The organism is Marivivens donghaensis (assembly GCF_030410045.1).
Taxonomy (GTDB): Bacteria; Pseudomonadota; Alphaproteobacteria; order Rhodobacterales; family Rhodobacteraceae; genus Marivivens; species Marivivens donghaensis.
Map to the genome: position 1 here is coordinate 151570 of NZ_JAUFRA010000001.1, position 17094 is coordinate 168663.

Below are 17094 nucleotides of genomic sequence, written 5' to 3' on the forward strand. Positions count from 1 at the left end.
CAGTGTTAGCCGATCTGACCTCGGACGCCGCCAGTGTGGGCGCGGTCGAGCAGGATATGATCGAGGATGACACACGCCGCCATTGCTTCACCAACGGGGACCGCGCGGATGCCGACGCAGGGGTCGTGGCGGCCTTTGGTGACGACTTCTGTCGGAGTGCCGTCCATGCGAATAGAACGGCGTGGAGACAGGATAGACGAGGTCGGCTTTACAGCAAAGCGCACGACGACATCTTGGCCAGTCGAAATGCCACCAAGGATACCGCCAGCGTGGTTTGACCCGTAACGCACCTGACCGTCGTCAAAGAAAATCTCGTCGGCGTTGTCGCGTCCCGTCAGGGCTGCTGCTGCCATGCCTTCGCCGATTTCAACGCCTTTGACGGCGTTGATCGACATCATCGCTGCTGCGAGATCGGTATCCAGCTTTGCATAGATCGGAGCGCCGATCCCCGCAGGGACATTACGCGCTACAACTTCGATCACTGCGCCAACGCTGTTGTGGTCATCCTTGCGGAGCCACTGAAGGTACTCTTCCCACTCAAGCGCCATTTGCGCGTCAGGGCACCAGAAATCGTTCTGGTCGATGGCGTTCCAATCAAACCGATTACGGTCGATCTTTTTATCGCCCATCTGGACCATGTAACCTTTGATCTCAATCGCGGGTGCGAGGGTCTTCAACACTTCGCGCGCAACACCACCAGAGGCAACGCGCGCCGCAGTTTCGCGTGCAGAGGAACGACCCCCACCGCGATAATCGCGCAGGCCATATTTTTGGTGATATGCGAGGTCAGCGTGACCGGGGCGGAAGGTCTGGGCGATGTCGCCGTAGTCCTTGGACCGCTGGTCTGTGTTTTCGATCATCAGCTGGATTGAGGTGCCAGTGGTCACGCCTTCAAACACACCCGACAGGATTTTCACTGCATCGGGTTCATTGCGCTGGGTCGTATTTTTGTTCTGACCTGGTTTGCGCTTGTCGAGCCAGACTTGAATCATCTCTGGTGTCAGCGCCACGCCCGGAGGGCAGCCGTCGACCGTTGCGCCCAAAGCTGGACCATGGCTCTCGCCCCACGTGGTGGTGCGGTAGATGTGACCGAAGGTATTATACGACATGGGCGCCTCCTTTGTTGTTTCCTCTATCGCGGACAGGGCGAGGGGCCAAGGTCTTTTGCGAATTCCTCTTGAACATCGTTTTTGCGCGTCTATGTTCGCCGTTACCTCGGGGTGCTCTGGCAACAGGGCTGAGATGCGAAAGCGAACCCGTTGAACCTGAACCGGTTAAGACCGGCGGAGGGAAGGTGCAGAGTTGATCCTCTTGACCCCCGTCCGTTCGGCGCATGAAGAGGAAAGACCATTATGAAAACCACCCTCACGCATGTCGCAGGACTATGTTTCGTTGCCACTGGCGCAATCGCTGAAACATCGACCCTGACGATTTACACCTACGACGGCTTTAACAGCGAATGGGGCCCAGGTCCGCAGATCGAGGCGAACTTTGAGGCCGAATGCGCCTGTGATCTGGAGTTTGTCGCCGCTGGTGACGGCGCTGCCGTACTGTCGCGCCTGAAACTCGAAGGCGCAAATACGGATGCAGATATCGTGCTCGGCCTCGATACGAACCTGACGGCGGATGCAGCGGCGACCGGCCTTTTTGCGGCATCGGGCGTGACTGCAGCCTATGATTTGCCAATCGAATGGTCCGACGACACATTTGTTCCGTTCGATTGGGGCTATTTTGCTTTCGTTGCTGGGAAGGACGTCGAAGCACCGACCAATTTCCGTGAACTCGCTGCAAGCGACCTGAAAATCGTAATCCAAGACCCGCGGTCGTCGACACCAGGTCTGGGCCTCGTCCTCTGGATTGAAGCGGCCTATGGTGACGAAGCTGGCAGCATTTGGGCTGATCTGGCAGACAACATCGTCACCGTAACCCCCGGATGGTCCGAAGCCTACGGTCTATTCCTCGAAGGCGAAGCAGACGCTGTATTGTCCTACACAACCTCGCCTGCCTATCACCTGATCGCGGAAGGCGACGACAGCAAGACATCGTGGGCCTTTGAAGAGGGTCATTACATGCAGGTCGAAGTTGCAGCAAAGGTCGCATCGACCGATGTGCCAGAGCTTGCGGATGCCTTCCTCGCGTTCATGACGACCGAAGGGTTCCAGTCTGTGATTCCGACAACCAACTGGATGTATCCTGCGGTGACACCTGCGGTTGGTCTGCCCGAAGGGTTTGAGACCCTTGTCACACCCTCGACCGCTTTGTTGCTCAGCTCTGAGGATGCGGCTGCAAAGTCGGGTCCGGCGATTGACGCATGGCGCGCAGCACTCGCTCAATAAACTATCCACGCTGGCCGGGGGCGATGGTGATCGCCCTCGTGCTAGTGTTGACGCTGGGAACGCTGTTGGCTGTTCTTTGGCGCGCCGAAGGCGTGGGTGGGCTAGGTCGGGCTGAATGGGCCGCCATTCGGTTTACCGTGCTTCAGGCCATACTATCTGCGGCGGCCAGTGTTGTGCTGGCGATCCCAGTTGCGCGGGCGCTATCTCGACGCAGGTTTCGGGGACGCTCGGTCCTTATAACGCTCCTCGGCGCTCCATTCATTTTGCCAGTCATTGTCGCGGTTATGGGGCTGTTGGCTGTCTTTGGCCGCAATGGTCTTTTGAATGATGCGATCTCTATGGCGGGCGGGGATCGGATCTCAATCTATGGGCTGGGCGGCGTTGTGTTGGCTCATGTCTTCTTCAACCTTCCGCTTGCGGTGCGGATGATACTGCAAGGCTGGATCGCTATACCCGCCGAGAGATTTCGGTTGGTCGTGAGCCTTGGTGCCTCGGTGAGCGCAATGCTAGAGCGACCGATGTTACGAGCCGTTTTGCCGGGTGCGTTTATGGCCATTTTCCTGATTTGCTTGACGAGTTTTGCTGTCGCACTCGTTCTGGGCGGTGGCCCAAAGGCAACCACGGTTGAATTGGCAATCTATCAGGCTGTGAGATTTGACTTCGACCTCGGGCGGGCCGCGCTTTTGGCTGCTGTCCAATTCGGTTTGTCCATTATCGCCGCGCTGGCTGCGTGGTTCATCACTGTTCCTGAAGGCTTTGGGGCGGGGTTGGACCGTGTTCTGCCGCGCTGGGATGGAGCCAGCCTATGGGAGCGGTCATGCGATGCCCTCGCTATCGCATTGGCCGCTGCATTTCTGATTCTGCCGCTATCGATGGTGGTCATCAAAGGCATGATTGGCTTGTCCGATCTGCCAGCGTCCGTTTGGCCCGCAATTGCGCGTTCGGTTTCAGTCGCTGCGGTTTCTACTGCTTTGACCATCACTGCCGCAGTCCTCTTATCGATGCGTGGCGGACGCGCCGTTGGGGTGGCCTCAGCCTTGCCGTTGGCTGCGTCTTCATTGGTGGTCGGGACGGGGCTCTTTGTTGTTGTTCAACCTATGTTCAATCCCGGGAAATTAGCGCTGCTGGTCACGGCTTTGATGAATGCGCTTATGGCGCTTCCTTTTGCGCTACGGGTCATCGCGCCTGCGTTTGAACGTGTTGAGGCGGACTACGGACGCCTTGCCGATTCGATCGGGCTGAAAGGTTGGGCGCGGGTTAGAATTTCAGTCCTGCCTCGTATTCGAAAGCCGCTCGGCTTTGCTGCAGGATTGGCGGCAGCACTTTCGATGGGTGATCTTGGTGTGATCGCTCTCTTTGCGACCTCGGACCAGCAGACTTTGCCGTTGTTGATGTATCAATTGATGGGAAGTTACCGCACGGATGCCGCGTCTGGCGCGGCACTTGTGTTGTTGAGTCTGAGCCTTTGTGCCTTTTGGATTTTCGACAGGGGAGGACGCGCCGATGCTGATGCTTGAAAACCTGAATGTGCGTCAGGGTGATTTCCACCTAACGGCAAATGTAGGCTTTGCGGCGGGCCAGATTACAGCTCTCATCGGCCCGTCTGGTGCTGGCAAATCCACGATCCTTTCTGTGATCGCGGGTTTCTATCAAGCCGAAGGGCAGGTGTTGTGGCGCGGTGAGCCGATAACCGATTTGCGACCTGATCAGAGACCAGTTTCGATCCTGTTCCAAGACAACAACCTCTTTCCTCATTTGACTGTTTCACAGAATGTCGGCCTCGCGCTGCGAGCATCGCTTCGGCTGACGCGCGATGAACCGCGCCGCGTTGATGAAATGCTCGCCAGCGTCGGGCTATCGGGAATGGGAGCCAGAAAACCTGCGGCTCTCTCGGGCGGGCAACAGAGCCGCGCAGCGCTGGCGCGGCTTTTGCTGCAGGATCGTCCTGTGATCCTCTTGGACGAACCCTTTGCCGCTTTGGGACCCGGTCTCAAGCAAGAGATGCTTACCCTCGTGCGGGAGCGCGCGCTTACCGACAATCGTGTCGTTTTGATGGTGACTCATGACCCGCAGGATGCGCTGGTCGCTGCTGATCAAATTGCCCTGGTCGATGAAGGGCAGTTATTCGCACCTTTGCCGGCACGAGAGGTGATGGATAACCCGCCTGATGTGCTGCAGCGGTATTTAGGAACCTCCTCCTAGAAATGAAAAAGGCCCGCCAATTTGGCGGGCCTTTTCCTATTCAGAGCGCGTCAGATTACTCTTCGTCGCGCTTTTTACCTTTGTGCGGTGCCCACAGACGTTTGTTGGTCATGTAGAGCAGAACCGACAGAACGATCAGGAAGATCACGCCGGTCAGGCCAGCTTCTTTACGAGCGTTCAGTTTCGGCTCAGCAGCCCACATCAGGAATGCAGCAACGTCCTGAGCTTCGTGGTGCAGGTCGTTGGAGTGACCGTCATCGAATTCAGTGTCTTCACCGTAGAGCGGCTGTGCCATCGCGATCCAGCTGCCCGGATAGAGGTGGTTGCCGTGCTCGTCTTTACATTCGTTCGGGTAGCCACCTGCAGTAAAGACGGTGTTGTAGTTACCGTCAAAACCTTCAGGCGCACATTCAGGTGCCTCTTCGTAGCCGGACAGAAGCGACGCGATGTACTCGGGGCCGCCCATGCCTTTGACGATCTGGTTGATACCGAGGCCGTAGGGGCCGTGGAAACCAGCGCGTGCTTTGGCCATCAGGGACAAGTCAGGTGCGTTTGACAGCGACGAACCAGGGAATTTGTCAGCCGGAGTGGCGGCGCGGAAGTCGCCTTCACCGTCCGCAAGTTCAGGATCCCAAACTTCGAACTGACCAGCGTAGTCCCAGACTTCGTCGATGCCGTAGTGCGGTCCGCCCTCATCAGCGAGGGTGCCGATGCGAACGTGCTCGAGGCCGTGACATGCCGAACAAACTTCGGTGTAGATTTTCAGACCGCGCTGAAGCTGCATCTGGTCGTAAGAGCCGAACGGGCCTTCGAACGAGAATGCGAAATCTTCGACGTGACTGGTGCCACCCGATGCCAGAGCAGCACCGGAGGACAGGCCAAGAGCGATCGCGGCGGAAAGGGTAAGTTTACGGAACATAGTTCTTGTTTCCTTTCTCACTCGGCCGGGTTGCCGTAGTGGGCATTGAAATCTTCCTCGATGGTCGCAGGCTGTGCCAGCGGCTTTTCGATTACACCCAGCAGCGGCAGGATGACGAGGAAGTACGAGAACCAGTAGGTCGCAGCGATGAGCGAGATCCAGTCATACGGGAAGGTTGTTGCCTGTGCGCCAACCCACATCAGTACGAAGAAATCGACGACCAGCAGAGCGAACCACCATTTGAACATCGGACGGTAACGACCCGAACGTACTTTGGATGTGTCCAGCCAAGGTGCCAGAGCCATTACAGCGATCGCACCGAACATCGCGAGAACGCCAAAGAACTTTGCGTCGACGATGCCAGCAGTGATGAAGCTTGCGAACTGAACGGCCCAAACGTCAGCGGTGAACGCACGCAGGATCGCGTAGAACGGCAGGAAGTACCATTCAGGAACGATGTGCGCCGGAGTCGCCAGCGGGTTTGCCGGAATGTAGTTGTCCGGGTGGCCGAGGTAGTTCGGCATGAAGCCTACGATAGCAACGAAGACCACGAGGATCACAGCGAGTGCGAAGAGGTCTTTGATGACGAAGTAGGGCCAGAACGGCAGAGTGTCTTTCTGTGCTTCTTCTTTCGAGCCACGACGAACTTCAACACCAGTTGGGTTGTTGTTGCCTGTCGAGTGGAATGCCCAGATGTGCACCAATGTCAGGCCGGCCAGAACGAACGGCAGCAGGTAGTGCAGCGAGAAGAAACGGTTCAGAGCTGGTTGACCAACAGCGGACGCACCGAGCAGCCAAGTCTGGATCGATTCACCGATGAACGGGATCGCACCAAATAGACCGGTGATAACAGCGGTACCGTGGAACGACATCTGGCCCCAAGGCAGAACGTAGCCCATGAACGCGGTGCCCATCATGATCAGGTACATAAGCATACCGATGATCCATGTGACTTCGCGCGGTGCTTTGTACGAACCGTAGTAAAGGCCGCGGAAGATGTGTGCGTAAACAGCCACGAAGAACAGCGATGCGCCGTTCATGTGGAAGTAACGGATCATGTGACCGCCGTTTACGTCGCGCATGATGTGTTCGATCGAAGCGAACGCCATGTCAACGTGCGGGGTGTAGTGCATGACGAGCACAACACCAGTTGCAATCTGAAGACCCAGTGTGAAGGCCAAGACAATGCCCCAGATCCACATCCAGTTAAGGTTCTTCGGAGTTGGGATCATGAGGGTGTCATAGAGAAGACCGATGACGGGCAGGCGGCTGTGGAGCCATTTTTCTGCGCCAGTCTTCGGCTCGTAATGATCGTGCGGGATACCGGACATTCGTGCCTCTCCTTAGCCGAGCTGGATTGTGGTTTCGTCGATAAAGGCAGCGACGGGGATATCGAGGTTGCGCGGTGCCGGACCTTTGCGGATGCGGCCTGCGGTGTCGTAGTGCGAACCGTGGCACGGGCAGTACCAGCCACCGAAATCGCCCGACTCACCGAGCGGCACGCAGCCAAGGTGGGTACAAACGCCCATCTGAACGAGCCATACGCCGTCTTCCGACAGTGCGCGGTTTTCGTCCGAAGCATCTGCATCGGCAGCCAAGTTTGCGTTTTCAGCATTCTGGTCAGGCAGCGCATTCAGTTCAACTGCGCGAGCTGCGTCGATTTCTTCCTGCGTACGTGCGCGGATGAAAACAGGCTTGCCCTGCCACAGAACAGTCAACTGGGTGCCAGCGGCAACCGAGCTAACGTCTACACGCTTCGAGGCTTGCGCCTGAACGTCTGCGGACGGGTTCATCTGATTAACGAGAGGCCAGACAGCGGCGCCGGTCACCACTGCGCCCGCACCTGCGGTAGCGTAGTAGATGAAATCGCGGCGTGTGCCCTGGTGTTCTTCTTGATGTGACACGGGGTGCATCTCCGATTTTTCCGGGCCTCGGCCCATACGAATAGGACAGACGGCAGAAAACCGCCGTCCGTTCGGGCGCTGTTTAGCTATCAAAACCTGTCGCGTCTAGCGGACAATCGGGCGCAGGCATTGGGAATAAGGTCGTAGGGTGGGGAAAGATGGCGCAAAAACCACAATTTGCCCCGTAATCTGGTGGTAATTTCGATATTTGCGAGATTCCGTAGCGATTTTTTTGTGCGGGAGGCAAAATGACGCGAAGCCGCCGCGACGCTTGATAGCTTAGGGCTCGAGGCGTAGGACGGGAACAAATATCAATTTTGGGATGTTATCATGACAAAAGCCAAACTTCTTACGGCCATCGCATTTGTCGCCCTGCCGACCTTCGCCGCGGCAGAATTCGAAATTAGTGGCTACACGGGTACACAGGGCGCACCTCATTCTCCGGTCACGATGGATGACGATGAGAATGGTGGCGTGACTAGTTATACATTTGGTTGGGAAGGTAAGCCTTTCGCGATGCCCCCCTACTATGGCTTCCGAGGAACGTGGTGGCGCACCGACAACCTCGGCTTTGGTGTCGAGTACACGCACTCCAAGGTTTATGCTGACGCAGATTCACTAGCAGCCGCAAATTATGAGCGTTTCGAACTGACGGACGGTATCAACGTACTGACCGCAAACGCGACATACCGCTGGAATGACAAATGGGCTTCCGGCGCTGTGACACCTTACGTTGGCGGTGGTCTTGGTTTCACGTTCCCGCACGTCGATATTCAAGCAGATGGTGGCGCAACCCACACTTGGGAATACCAGATTACTGGCGCTGCGGCCCGCCTTTACGCAGGTGCGAAGTATGATCTCAGCGATACTTGGGCCGTGTTCGGTGAATACCAGTTCACATACAGCAAACAGGACATCGATTTGGACAATGGCGGCAACGTCCAGTTCAACTTGATTACAAATGCGCTGAACGTTGGCCTTAGCTACACGTTCTAACCCTTATTCCGGTACGGTGTCCGTCATGGATTTCCGTGCCGCGAATTCGGCGTGCCATTTTGCCAGTTCAGGCCGTGTGGCGCGCCAATTCCGATCTCCCAAACGAAAATCGACGTAGGACAGCGCGACGCCAATCGCAATCTGACCCATGTCGAGCGGCCCCAGAAGATTGCTGATCCAGCGTTCTTCGACGGCAGTGAGAGCACGGTCAATCTTTGCCCACTGAGCCTCAACCCATTCGGGATACTGACATTCGGCGGGACGCATACGGGCTTCGTAGACAATTGCCACAGCGGCTTCGAGAATCGCATCCGCGGTCGCTTCGAGCGTCAGAACATCCCACTGGCGATCAGCCGGATAAAGGCCGAGGTCCCAATGCGTATCGAGGTAGCGCGTGATGACGCGGCTATCGTAAATTGCGGGGCCTGACTCGCGGATCAGGGCGGGGATTTTTCCCAGCGGGTTCGCCGCAATAACCGACGAATCGGTGGCCAAGGGCGTGGTGGCGACCATCACCTCTTCGACCTCGTCCGTTTTGCCAGCTTCGCGGATCAAAACGCGGACTTTTCGAACGAATGGGGATGTGATCGAGGCGATTAGTTTCATTGTCGTATCCTACGTTGAGTTGCCCAAGGTTAATCAGTGAGAGTCGCCCGCATCAAGGCTCCAATCGTAGACGGCTCTAGACCAAACCCATGTTTGTCTACCTCGTTCGATGCGGCCAACCGTGCTTCGGCGGTCTTATTCTGGGCGAGCTTCCATGTGCCATCGACAGAGGTGATGGTCAGTCGAACAGGAACGATCTGCCGCATCATTCGCTCAATGACCTCGCTGGGCATTTTCTCCGTTCTCCAAGGCTTCTTTGGCAGAAGGCGCGATTCGAAAAACGCCGATTGGCGGTCGAGCATGTCGCGCATTGTGTCATCAGGCAGCTTTTCGAGGGTTCCGCGCAGATGTGCCGCCACGTAGTTCCAAGTCGGCACTTGATCGTCGAGGCCATACCAATCGGGCGATATGTAACTATCGGCCCCGTTCACGGCCAAAAGACACTTTTGAGGCTCTGATAGGGCACGGACGATCGGGTTGGACCGAACGAGGTGAACATCGGCGGTCTTGCCATCCTCGGAGAGCAGAAACGGCACATGAGAGGCCAGCGGCCCTTCATCACCGTTGACGGTCAGGGTTCCAAACGCACGATTCCGAGCGAATTCGGTAGCTTGGTCGGGTGGCGTCTGTCTGTAGATCGGATTCGGGTGCATGGGGCGCTTTCGTTTGGCGTGTCGTATCGACAGCCAACGATCAGGCGCGAAGCTGTTGTCCGTCAACACCCAGAATTGTAGCGGTCACAATTTCCGATTCGGGCTGGTCTGTTTCGAACATCACTTCGGTGAATTGTTCGGTCCGACCCATACGCGCGTTTTCCATCAAAATCTGATGCGTCCGGCCGATTTGTTGCGCCAGATGGGCGGCGACTCGTTCGTCCCCTTTTGCGCGAAGACGGGCGGCGCGATCTTTGATGAGTTTTCCGTTCACTTGCGGCATTCGTGCGGCTGGTGTGCCCTGACGGATCGAATAGGGAAACACATGAAGCCACGTCAGATGGCATTCATCGACCAGACGTAGTGAGTTTTGGAAATGCTCTTCGGTCTCGGTCGGGAAGCCCGCGATAATGTCTGCACCGAACGTCATGTCGGGGCGCAGCTTAATCGCGTCTTCGGCAAAGCGGATCGCATCATCACGGAGGTGGCGGCGCTTCATCCGTTTGAGGATCAAATCATCACCATGCTGTAGCGACAAATGCAGGTGAGGCATGAGCCGAGGTTCAGTAGCGATGGCCTGCATGAGGTTTTCGTCAACTTCGATAGAATCGATGGAACTGATCCGAAGGCGACGAAGGTCTGGCACCAGTTTCAAGATTCGCATGACCAGATCGCCGAGTTTCGGCGTGGCGGGGAGGTCGGCGCCCCACGAGGTCAGGTCCACACCGGTGAGGACGACTTCGTTATATCCCTTATCGACCAAGCGTTTGATCTGATCGACCACGACACCAGCAGGGACCGAGCGAGAGTTGCCGCGGCCAAACGGGATAATGCAAAACGTGCAGCGGTGATCGCAGCCGTTCTGGACCTGAACATAAGCGCGCGAACGTGTCCCAAATCCGTCGATCAAATGACCAGCGGTTTCAGTGACCGACATGATGTCGTCGACGCGCACAGCCTCGGTTTGACCAATGAGGTCGGGGGCCATGGATGCCCAAGTATCCGCCTGCATCTTTTCGGTGTTGCCGATGACGCGAGTTACTTCGGGCATCGCCGCAAATGTTTCTGGTTCGACCTGAGCGGCACAGCCCGTCACGATCAGAACTGCATCAGGGTTTTCACGACGAAGTTTGCGAATCTCTTGTTTGGCTTTGCGCACGGCCTCGGATGTCACCGCACAGGTATTCACGACCACAGCGTTTTCGACCCCTGCTTTCGCAGCAAGATCTTTCATCGCTTCGGTCTCGTAGGCGTTCAGGCGGCAGCCCAAGGTCGAAAAGACAGGTGCGCTCATCGCCAGATACCATCAAACACATGCGCCGTTGGCCCAGTCATCCAGACGCCATCCTCGCGCCAGTCGATGTGGAGGGTGCCGCCATCCAGATCAATCCGTACCATGCGCCCTGTGAGCCCCCTGCGGGCCGCTGCGACAGCTGTCGCACATGAAGATGACCCAGATGCCAGCGTTAGGCCAGCGCCACGTTCCCAAACCCGCATACGAATGTGATCAGGTCCAACAACCGTGGCGACCTGCACATTCGTGCGCTGGGGGTAGAGCGGGTGATGTTCGATTGTGGGTCCAAAGGTGGTCAGATCGACAGCCTCGGCATCGTCGACAAAGAACGTGCAGTGTGGGTTGCCCATCCCAGTTGCCGTGGGGGAGCCGTCCATCGGCAGTGACAGCGTATCCATTTCACGAGCGAGCGGGATTTCGTCCCAGTTCAGCTGAGGTGGCCCCATATTCACCGAGGTCAGGCCATTGCCTGCATCTTCGGCGAATAGGGTGCCGCGATCTGTGGTGATCGTGAGGGCGGATTTGCCCGTGCGATCCATTTCCCAGCGGGCAATACAGCGAGTCGCGTTTCCACAGGCGGCGGATTGCGATCCGTCAGAGTTCCAAAAGACCAGATGAAGGTCCGAATTTCGGCCTTCGTGAATGGTCGCCAGTTGATCGAACCCGATTCCCATGTGGCGATCGGCCATGGCAATAGCCAAGGTTTCGTCCACGACAGTGCCGAGGACGCGTTCATCAATGACTACGAAATCATTGCCCAAACCGTGCATTTTCATGAACGGCAGGCCAGTATTTTGTTCTGCGCGCATGGTGGTCGTATACGCCTCGATAAAAATTAAATCCAGAGATCGCGATTTTCGGGTTGACCCTACCCAGCGACCTTTCTAGAAGCCGCACCACAGTGGGCCGTTAGCTCAGTTGGTAGAGCAACTGACTTTTAATCAGTGGGTCGCAGGTTCGAATCCTGCACGGCTCACCACTTTCTCTAAAGAGAACGAAAAAAGGCGCCTTTCGGGCGCCTTTTTTGTTTCTCAGGCTTAATTTTACAGGTTTTTCTGGGTTTCCGAGCTTTTCACGCCATTCGGCGTTCGATTCGAAACACGAATACCAAAATCACCATCAGGAAGAATTGACCGGAAATATCGCCGATCAAATAACCAATCCCCTGAATCACGTCGGTCCCATAGACCAAACAATTGAGAATCGAATTGGCCAATGATGCGATTCCTCCTGCGATGAGGAGCAATTTCCACTGGGACATTGATTTGAGGGAGGTAATTTTCGTGCCGCTTACGGCCTCGACGGCGAGTATCCCTCCGATTCCGACGACTGATCCGACGAGCGTTGTCAAAACAGAGGATTCTGTGATCGACCCGATTCCTTGGGACGAAATGTGCGACAGCAAAGCGCCTGGAAAAATGTAGAGGATCGACTTTTCGCGATAGAGCCATGCCGTCAGTAGGCGGACGCCGTGCGGTAAAAATAGCAGGCTCAAGTAGTTGGGAAGATTACCCAGAAAATAGGTCTGGATCGGGCCCAGAACAAAAATCGAAATCCAAAAGGCAATCAGGAAGCAGGCGGAAACGACGACCGTTCTCAGGACCTCATTTCTCATACGTCTTATCGCTTCCGATATAATCCGACTCGGAGAGTCACTATTTGAGTTCTGGGTTCAAACGATACCAGCCTTTTCCGAGGTCAGCATCGGACACCAAATAGCCCTTCATGTCCAACACGCGGAGCGCACGGAAAAAAGACGCGCGGGGGACTGACGACGTCAGCTTGTGAGCCATAAGGTCTGCGGTTTTTAGGGTCCCTGTGGACATCGAAACTTCGGCCGCTGCAGAGAGCAAGTCACGCTCAACGTCAGTGAGTTCGCTTAGCCCGAGTGAGCGTTCCATATCCCGAAGAAGAACGCGCAGTTGCGAGATTGCTTTGAGACTAGACATGGCCGATTAGGTACCTTCGATATTGCGTCTGGTGCTGATACCGCAAACGCGCAGTGTTTTACGCGTGCTCAGAAGACGTAGATGGTGGTTAATATGGGTAATCACCGTAAATTTCTAGACGCGTTTGTGGCATCGTAACACACATCTGAGTATTTCGCTCCATCAAACGATAAAAAATATCAAAGTGAGATTTCAGGAAGGCTGTCGAATGCAGCTTTTAGGGCATCGCCCCAGCCGTCTGTGATTGATCTAAAAGACGGATCTTCTGCTGTGATCCGCTTCGAAAGGCCCCGCTGATAGCTATCGGTTGTATAGATCTGGAGATCGAGCGGGAGACCCACTGAAAGGTTCGCTTTGATGGTCGAGTCAAAACTGACAAGCAGCAGCTTGACAGCGGCTTCCCAGCTCATGTCGGGATCGTAAGCCCGAACAAGGATCGGTCGGCCATATTTCGTCTCGCCAATCTGGAAAAACGGTGTCTCATCGCTCGCTTCGATAAAGTTGCCTTCGGGGTAGATCAAGAACATCCGCGGTGGGCTGCCTTTGATCTGTCCGCCGACCAATACCGTGGCATTGAAGGTCGAGTCTGCGCGTTGCCCCGCGTCGGCATTGCGCGCGATCACTTCGCGCAATGTGTCCCCGATCAAACGGGCGACTTGAAACATCGAAGGCGCTTCGAGGATGGAGGGCGACCGATTGTCAGGCGCCTTCGTTCGCTCTTCGAGCATTGAGATCACGGCTTGAGTGGTGGCGAGGTTTCCGGCCGTCATCAAGGTGATGCAACGTTCCCCAGGAACTTCGAAGGTGAACATTTTGCGGAAGGTCGAAATGTTGTCGACACCCGCATTGGTTCGCGTGTCCGACATGAAAATCAGACCGTTGTTCAACTGCATCCCGACACAATAGGTCATCTTACTCGTCCGTTACTGCTGCACTTGCAACTGGACCGCCATGCTTTCGGAAGCGGTTCCAAATCGCGTTCCCGATACAGGGGCAGCGTCTGCATAGTCCAGCCCTGACGCGACACGAACATACCGACTATCAGGCGAAATACCATTCGAGATGTCGAAACCAACCCATCCGAGGTCTTTGACATAGGCCTCGGCCCAAGCATGTGTCGCGTCCTGATGCGTGCGATCGTCCATCATCAGATAGCCCGAGATGTAGCGGCTCGGCAGGTTCATAGCGCGGCAACAGGCAATAAAGATATGCGAGTGGTCTTGGCACACGCCGTGCCCTGCTTGGGCTGCATCCTCTGCGGAATAACCAACATTGGATGCACCGATTTCGTAGGCAACCTTGGCGCGGATTACGTTTGATAAATCGTGCAGCCACGCCAACGTGCCCACTTCGCCCGAAACTTGCCCGAGAATTTTCCGACAGGCTGATCCTGCTTTGGTGAGGGGTGTTTGCTGTTCAAAGAGCCACAGAGGCGCGAAGCCCTGATGCTGACCCGTAATACCATTCGTTTCTCTGATATCGACCTGACCGCTGCTGGTAACTTTGACCTCGGTCACATCCGCGTCGAAGCTGATCAAGGTCACGTGGTTGCAATTCTGATCATCGTATTCGACCTCGATCTTTCCGCCTTCGACATCGACAACCCAATTGCGCACGGTCTGCCCGTGGTGATCTTTAGGACGCAACCGAAGCTGGAGCAGCGCGTAAGGCACTGGCTCATCGTAGTGATAGGTCGTTGTGTGCTGGATGGAGAGCGTTTGGGTCATTGTGTGAAACGATAATCAACTTCGATTTGCTGGCCGAGGAGGGCGTTATCCTTGAGGAAAAGTTGGATGTATTCGTGCAGGCCAGTGTCGAAAATCTCATCAATGCTGGACTGCATGGTTTGGAGTGCGAGCTTTTCGGCCAGATCATGACAGGGCAATCGCGTCTGATAGTCCGACATCAGGTAGCCAAGGTTCGCCCGTATTTTCTCTATGCAAAACGCGAGGCTTCGGGGCATCCGACGGTCTAGGATGAGGAATTGCGCGATTTCGCGAGGACGCGGGTCTTGGCCATAGGCCATCTGAAAACCGCCTTCGGCAGAAACAGATCGCAGGATTGTTTGCCATTGGACGTTATCGAGCGACGACCCAACGGCCATCGCGGATGGCAACAGAACGTAGTATTTCACATCGAGGATGCGCGCCGTGTTGTCCGCCCGCTCTGAAAACGTGCCGATGCGGGCGAAGTTGTAGATATCGTTCCGCAGCATCGTTCCATGAAGCGCACCGCGCACATAGGCGCTGCGTTGGCGGATCAACTGAAGGACATGCGGCAGGTCACGTTCCGCGACTTTGCGAGCGAGTGCGGATTTGAGCGACATCCAGCATTCATTCACGGCCTCCCAAACTTCACGGGTCAGGGCTGTGCGAACGGTTTTCGCGTTGTTGCGTGCGTATTCGACTGCGTTCAGGACACTAGACGGGTTGTCGCGGTCGCGAAGCATCCAGTCGATAACCTGATCACGGGTGACGACACCGTCGTAAGCCACATTGTAACCATCAAGTACGGCAGCCGTCTGCATGACGCTGATCCATTCTTCGTCCGTCGATCCGCTGCGGGTGAGGGCGATGCGTAGTCCCGCTTCGATCAGGCGTGCCGTGTTTTCAGATCGTTCGAGATAGCGGAACATCCAGAAGAGGCCGCCGGCAGTTTTTCCCAGCATTTTTTACTCCTCCAGAACCCAAGTATCTTTGGTGCCGCCACCTTGCGATGAGTTCACGACCAGGCTTCCTTTCTTGAGGGCGACGCGAGTTAGTCCCCCTGGTGTGATGTCGATCCTGTCAGGGCTGACCAAAACAAACGGCCGAAGATCGACGTGACGTGGTGCGAGGCCAGAGCGCGTAAAAATGGGCACGGTTGAGAGCGATAGAGTCGGCTGAGCGATATAGTTCGATGGCCGCGCCTTGAGCTTACGGCGGAACGTCTCGATGTCCTTTTTCGTCGCGGTCGGTCCAATGAGCATCCCGTAGCCGCCAGAGCCGTGAACTTCTTTGACGACCAATTCGGACAGGTTGTCGAGGACATAGGCGAGGCTATCAGGCTCGCTACAGCGCCATGTCGGGACGTTCTGAAGGATTGCCTTTTCGCCAGTGTAGAATTCGACGATGTCAGGCATGTAGCTATAAATTGCCTTGTCGTCGGCGATCCCTGTTCCAGGTGCGTTGGCGATTGTTATGCCGCCTGCCTTGTAGACATCCATGATACCTGGAACGCCGAGCTGGCTGTCAGGGTTGAAATTTAGTGGATCGAGGTAGTCATCATCCACGCGTCTATACAGAACATCGATCGCTTTGTACCCTTCGGTCGTTCGCATCGCCACGCGACCATCGACGACTCGCAGGTCGTGGCCTTCAACCAACTCAACGCCCATTTTGTCGGCGAGGAAGCTGTGTTCGTAGTAGGCCGAATTGTAGATGCCCGGTGTCAGAACAGCGACCGTCGGTTTATCGGAGGTCGCGGCTGGTGCGCAAGCGGCTAGGGAGCGGCGCAACATCTTTGGGTAATTCGAGACAGGCAAAACCCGATTGCGTGCAAACAACTCAGGGAACATCTGCAGCATAGTTTCGCGGTTTTCGAGCATGTAGCTCACGCCAGACGGTGTCCGTGCGTTGTCTTCGAGGACGTAGAATTCGTCAGGCCCCGTGCGGACAAGGTCGATGCCAACAATATGCGTGTAAACACCACCTGCGGGACTGACGCCCATCATCTGCGGCAAGAAGGCCGCGTTCTTTGCGATCATTTCCGCAGGTAGACGTCCAGCACGCACGATTTCTTGGCGATGGTAGATGTCGTAAAGAAAGGCGTTGATTGCACGAACGCGTTGTTCGATCCCGCGCGATAGTCGGGCCCACTCGCGTCCCGAAATAACGCGCGGAACGATATCGAACGGGATCAGTCGTTCTGATGCGGCAGCGCGCCCATAGACGTTGAAGGTGATGCCAGTCAGGCGAAAGAGGTCTTCCGCCTCCCTCTGCTTTTTACGCAATCGGGCTGGATCTTCGCCGTCGAACCATGCGTTGAAATCCGTGTATGGGGCGCGAATGTCGTCCCCGTTTACACCTGTCATTTCGTCAAAAATATTGCGCTTTTCCATAGGCTCGATCTTAGAAGCGAGCATGGGGCGCACAATTGGAACCATGATTGGTTGCGCATGCGAAATGGACTTTTGTTTAAAAAATAGGCAGCCCCAACCCCGTGAGTGCACTGTCTGGGGCTGAAAAAGAAATCAG

Annotated in this window: 18 protein-coding genes, 1 tRNA gene and 1 riboswitch; of the genes, 5 read left to right on the plus strand and 14 right to left on the minus strand. The window is 55.9% G+C overall.

Going from position 1 to position 17094, the window contains the following annotated elements; all coding sequences use genetic code 11:
• Positions 1-5: 5 nt before the first annotated feature.
• Positions 6-1109: a chorismate synthase gene (gene aroC / locus QWY83_RS00755; protein ID WP_249946678.1), complete on the minus strand. Its 1104-nt coding sequence runs from the start codon at positions 1107-1109 to the stop codon at positions 6-8.
• A 97-nt stretch (positions 1110-1206) separates the two neighbouring features.
• Positions 1207-1309, plus strand: a riboswitch (TPP riboswitch).
• Between the two features lie 43 nt (positions 1310-1352).
• Between aroC and thiB the strand changes: the two genes are divergently transcribed.
• The 3 genes from thiB to QWY83_RS00770 are packed head-to-tail and all read left to right on the plus strand — an operon-like array spanning position 1353 to position 4538.
• Positions 1353-2336: a thiamine ABC transporter substrate binding subunit gene (gene thiB, locus QWY83_RS00760; RefSeq protein WP_249946679.1), complete on the plus strand. Its 984-nt coding sequence runs from the start codon at positions 1353-1355 to the stop codon at positions 2334-2336.
• A complete protein-coding gene (locus QWY83_RS00765; protein ID WP_249946680.1) occupies positions 2312-3853 on the plus strand; it encodes a thiamine/thiamine pyrophosphate ABC transporter permease ThiP in 1542 nt (513 codons plus the stop codon). Before thiB ends, QWY83_RS00765 begins: the two co-directional genes overlap by 25 nt.
• Positions 3840-4538 carry a thiamine ABC transporter ATP-binding protein gene (locus tag QWY83_RS00770; RefSeq protein WP_249946681.1) on the plus strand — a complete coding sequence of 233 codons (699 nt, stop codon included), beginning with the start codon at positions 3840-3842 and terminating at the stop codon, positions 4536-4538. The genes QWY83_RS00765 and QWY83_RS00770 overlap by 14 nt, the downstream gene beginning before the upstream one ends.
• Before the next feature lie 55 nt (positions 4539-4593).
• Here the strand turns inward: QWY83_RS00770 and QWY83_RS00775 are convergent, their stop codons facing one another.
• From QWY83_RS00775 to petA, 3 genes are read right to left on the minus strand one after another with little or no spacing between them, the layout of a single operon-like run.
• Positions 4594-5457, minus strand: coding sequence for a cytochrome c1 (locus QWY83_RS00775; protein ID WP_249946682.1), 864 nt, complete (start codon positions 5455-5457; stop codon positions 4594-4596).
• Between the two features lie 17 nt (positions 5458-5474).
• On the minus strand, positions 5475-6788 hold the full coding sequence (gene petB / locus QWY83_RS00780) for a cytochrome b (protein ID WP_249946683.1): 1314 nt from the start codon (positions 6786-6788) through the stop codon (positions 5475-5477).
• A gap of 12 nt (positions 6789-6800) precedes the next feature.
• The gene (gene petA, locus QWY83_RS00785; protein ID WP_067552827.1) at positions 6801-7361 is read right to left on the minus strand and encodes a ubiquinol-cytochrome c reductase iron-sulfur subunit; all 561 of its coding nucleotides are present in this window, start codon (positions 7359-7361) and stop codon (positions 6801-6803) included.
• Between the two features lie 330 nt (positions 7362-7691).
• Between petA and QWY83_RS00790 the strand changes: the two genes are divergently transcribed.
• Entirely contained in the window at positions 7692-8357 is a 666-nt protein-coding gene (locus tag QWY83_RS00790) for an outer membrane protein (RefSeq protein WP_249946684.1), read from the plus strand.
• 3 nt (positions 8358-8360) lie between these two features.
• Here QWY83_RS00790 and QWY83_RS00795 read toward each other — a convergent pair whose 3' ends face one another.
• The 4 genes from QWY83_RS00795 to dapF are packed head-to-tail and all read right to left on the minus strand — an operon-like array spanning position 8361 to position 11719.
• A complete protein-coding gene (locus tag QWY83_RS00795; protein ID WP_249946685.1) occupies positions 8361-8963 on the minus strand; it encodes a glutathione S-transferase in 603 nt (200 codons plus the stop codon).
• A 29-nt stretch (positions 8964-8992) separates the two neighbouring features.
• Positions 8993-9616 carry an FMN-binding negative transcriptional regulator gene (locus QWY83_RS00800; RefSeq protein WP_249946686.1) on the minus strand — a complete coding sequence of 208 codons (624 nt, stop codon included), beginning with the start codon at positions 9614-9616 and terminating at the stop codon, positions 8993-8995.
• Positions 9617-9656: 40 nt separating this feature from the next.
• Positions 9657-10910 carry a tRNA (N(6)-L-threonylcarbamoyladenosine(37)-C(2))-methylthiotransferase MtaB gene (mtaB, locus tag QWY83_RS00805; RefSeq protein ID WP_249946687.1) on the minus strand — a complete coding sequence of 418 codons (1254 nt, stop codon included), beginning with the start codon at positions 10908-10910 and terminating at the stop codon, positions 9657-9659.
• Positions 10907-11719 carry a diaminopimelate epimerase gene (gene dapF, locus QWY83_RS00810; RefSeq protein WP_249946688.1) on the minus strand — a complete coding sequence of 271 codons (813 nt, stop codon included), beginning with the start codon at positions 11717-11719 and terminating at the stop codon, positions 10907-10909. The genes mtaB and dapF overlap by 4 nt, the downstream gene beginning before the upstream one ends.
• Before the next feature lie 94 nt (positions 11720-11813).
• Here dapF and QWY83_RS00815 point away from each other — a divergent pair.
• Positions 11814-11889: transfer RNA gene (locus QWY83_RS00815), tRNA-Lys, on the plus strand.
• Between the two features lie 93 nt (positions 11890-11982).
• Here QWY83_RS00815 and QWY83_RS00820 read toward each other — a convergent pair.
• From QWY83_RS00820 to QWY83_RS00845, 6 genes are all read right to left on the minus strand, one after another.
• Positions 11983-12525, minus strand: coding sequence for a hypothetical protein (locus tag QWY83_RS00820; protein ID WP_249946689.1), 543 nt, complete (start codon positions 12523-12525; stop codon positions 11983-11985).
• 40 nt (positions 12526-12565) lie between these two features.
• Positions 12566-12859 carry a hypothetical protein gene (locus tag QWY83_RS00825; protein WP_105236063.1) on the minus strand — a complete coding sequence of 98 codons (294 nt, stop codon included), beginning with the start codon at positions 12857-12859 and terminating at the stop codon, positions 12566-12568.
• 179 nt (positions 12860-13038) lie between these two features.
• The gene (locus tag QWY83_RS00830; RefSeq protein ID WP_249946690.1) at positions 13039-13770 is read right to left on the minus strand and encodes a proteasome-type protease; all 732 of its coding nucleotides are present in this window, start codon (positions 13768-13770) and stop codon (positions 13039-13041) included.
• A gap of 12 nt (positions 13771-13782) precedes the next feature.
• Positions 13783-14586, minus strand: coding sequence for a transglutaminase family protein (locus QWY83_RS00835; protein ID WP_249946691.1), 804 nt, complete (start codon positions 14584-14586; stop codon positions 13783-13785).
• Entirely contained in the window at positions 14583-15527 is a 945-nt protein-coding gene (locus tag QWY83_RS00840) for an alpha-E domain-containing protein (protein ID WP_249946692.1), read from the minus strand. Before QWY83_RS00840 ends, QWY83_RS00835 begins: the two co-directional genes overlap by 4 nt.
• A 3-nt stretch (positions 15528-15530) precedes the next feature.
• Positions 15531-16958: a circularly permuted type 2 ATP-grasp protein gene (locus QWY83_RS00845; RefSeq protein ID WP_249946830.1), complete on the minus strand. Its 1428-nt coding sequence runs from the start codon at positions 16956-16958 to the stop codon at positions 15531-15533.
• Positions 16959-17094: the final 136 nt, after the last annotated feature.

Bases quoted from the DNA above. Each gene is read 5' to 3' on its own strand.
- aroC (WP_249946678.1), bottom strand. From the start codon at position 1,109: ATGTCGTATAATACCTTCGGTCACATCTACCGCACCACCACGTGGGGC.
- thiB (WP_249946679.1), top strand. From the start codon at position 1,353: ATGAAAACCACCCTCACGCATGTCGCAGGACTATGTTTCGTTGCCACT.
- QWY83_RS00765 (WP_249946680.1), top strand. From the start codon at position 2,312: ATGGCGCGCAGCACTCGCTCAATAAACTATCCACGCTGGCCGGGGGCG.
- QWY83_RS00770 (WP_249946681.1), top strand. From the start codon at position 3,840: ATGCTGATGCTTGAAAACCTGAATGTGCGTCAGGGTGATTTCCACCTA.
- QWY83_RS00775 (WP_249946682.1), bottom strand. From the start codon at position 5,457: ATGTTCCGTAAACTTACCCTTTCCGCCGCGATCGCTCTTGGCCTGTCC.
- petB (WP_249946683.1), bottom strand. From the start codon at position 6,788: ATGTCCGGTATCCCGCACGATCATTACGAGCCGAAGACTGGCGCAGAA.
- QWY83_RS00790 (WP_249946684.1), top strand. From the start codon at position 7,692: ATGACAAAAGCCAAACTTCTTACGGCCATCGCATTTGTCGCCCTGCCG.
- QWY83_RS00795 (WP_249946685.1), bottom strand. From the start codon at position 8,963: ATGAAACTAATCGCCTCGATCACATCCCCATTCGTTCGAAAAGTCCGC.
- QWY83_RS00800 (WP_249946686.1), bottom strand. From the start codon at position 9,616: ATGCACCCGAATCCGATCTACAGACAGACGCCACCCGACCAAGCTACC.
- mtaB (WP_249946687.1), bottom strand. From the start codon at position 10,910: ATGAGCGCACCTGTCTTTTCGACCTTGGGCTGCCGCCTGAACGCCTAC.
- dapF (WP_249946688.1), bottom strand. From the start codon at position 11,719: ATGCGCGCAGAACAAAATACTGGCCTGCCGTTCATGAAAATGCACGGT.
- QWY83_RS00820 (WP_249946689.1), bottom strand. From the start codon at position 12,525: ATGAGAAATGAGGTCCTGAGAACGGTCGTCGTTTCCGCCTGCTTCCTG.
- QWY83_RS00825 (WP_105236063.1), bottom strand. From the start codon at position 12,859: ATGTCTAGTCTCAAAGCAATCTCGCAACTGCGCGTTCTTCTTCGGGAT.
- QWY83_RS00830 (WP_249946690.1), bottom strand. From the start codon at position 13,770: ATGACCTATTGTGTCGGGATGCAGTTGAACAACGGTCTGATTTTCATG.
- QWY83_RS00835 (WP_249946691.1), bottom strand. From the start codon at position 14,586: ATGACCCAAACGCTCTCCATCCAGCACACAACGACCTATCACTACGAT.
- QWY83_RS00840 (WP_249946692.1), bottom strand. From the start codon at position 15,527: ATGCTGGGAAAAACTGCCGGCGGCCTCTTCTGGATGTTCCGCTATCTC.
- QWY83_RS00845 (WP_249946830.1), bottom strand. From the start codon at position 16,958: ATGGAAAAGCGCAATATTTTTGACGAAATGACAGGTGTAAACGGGGAC.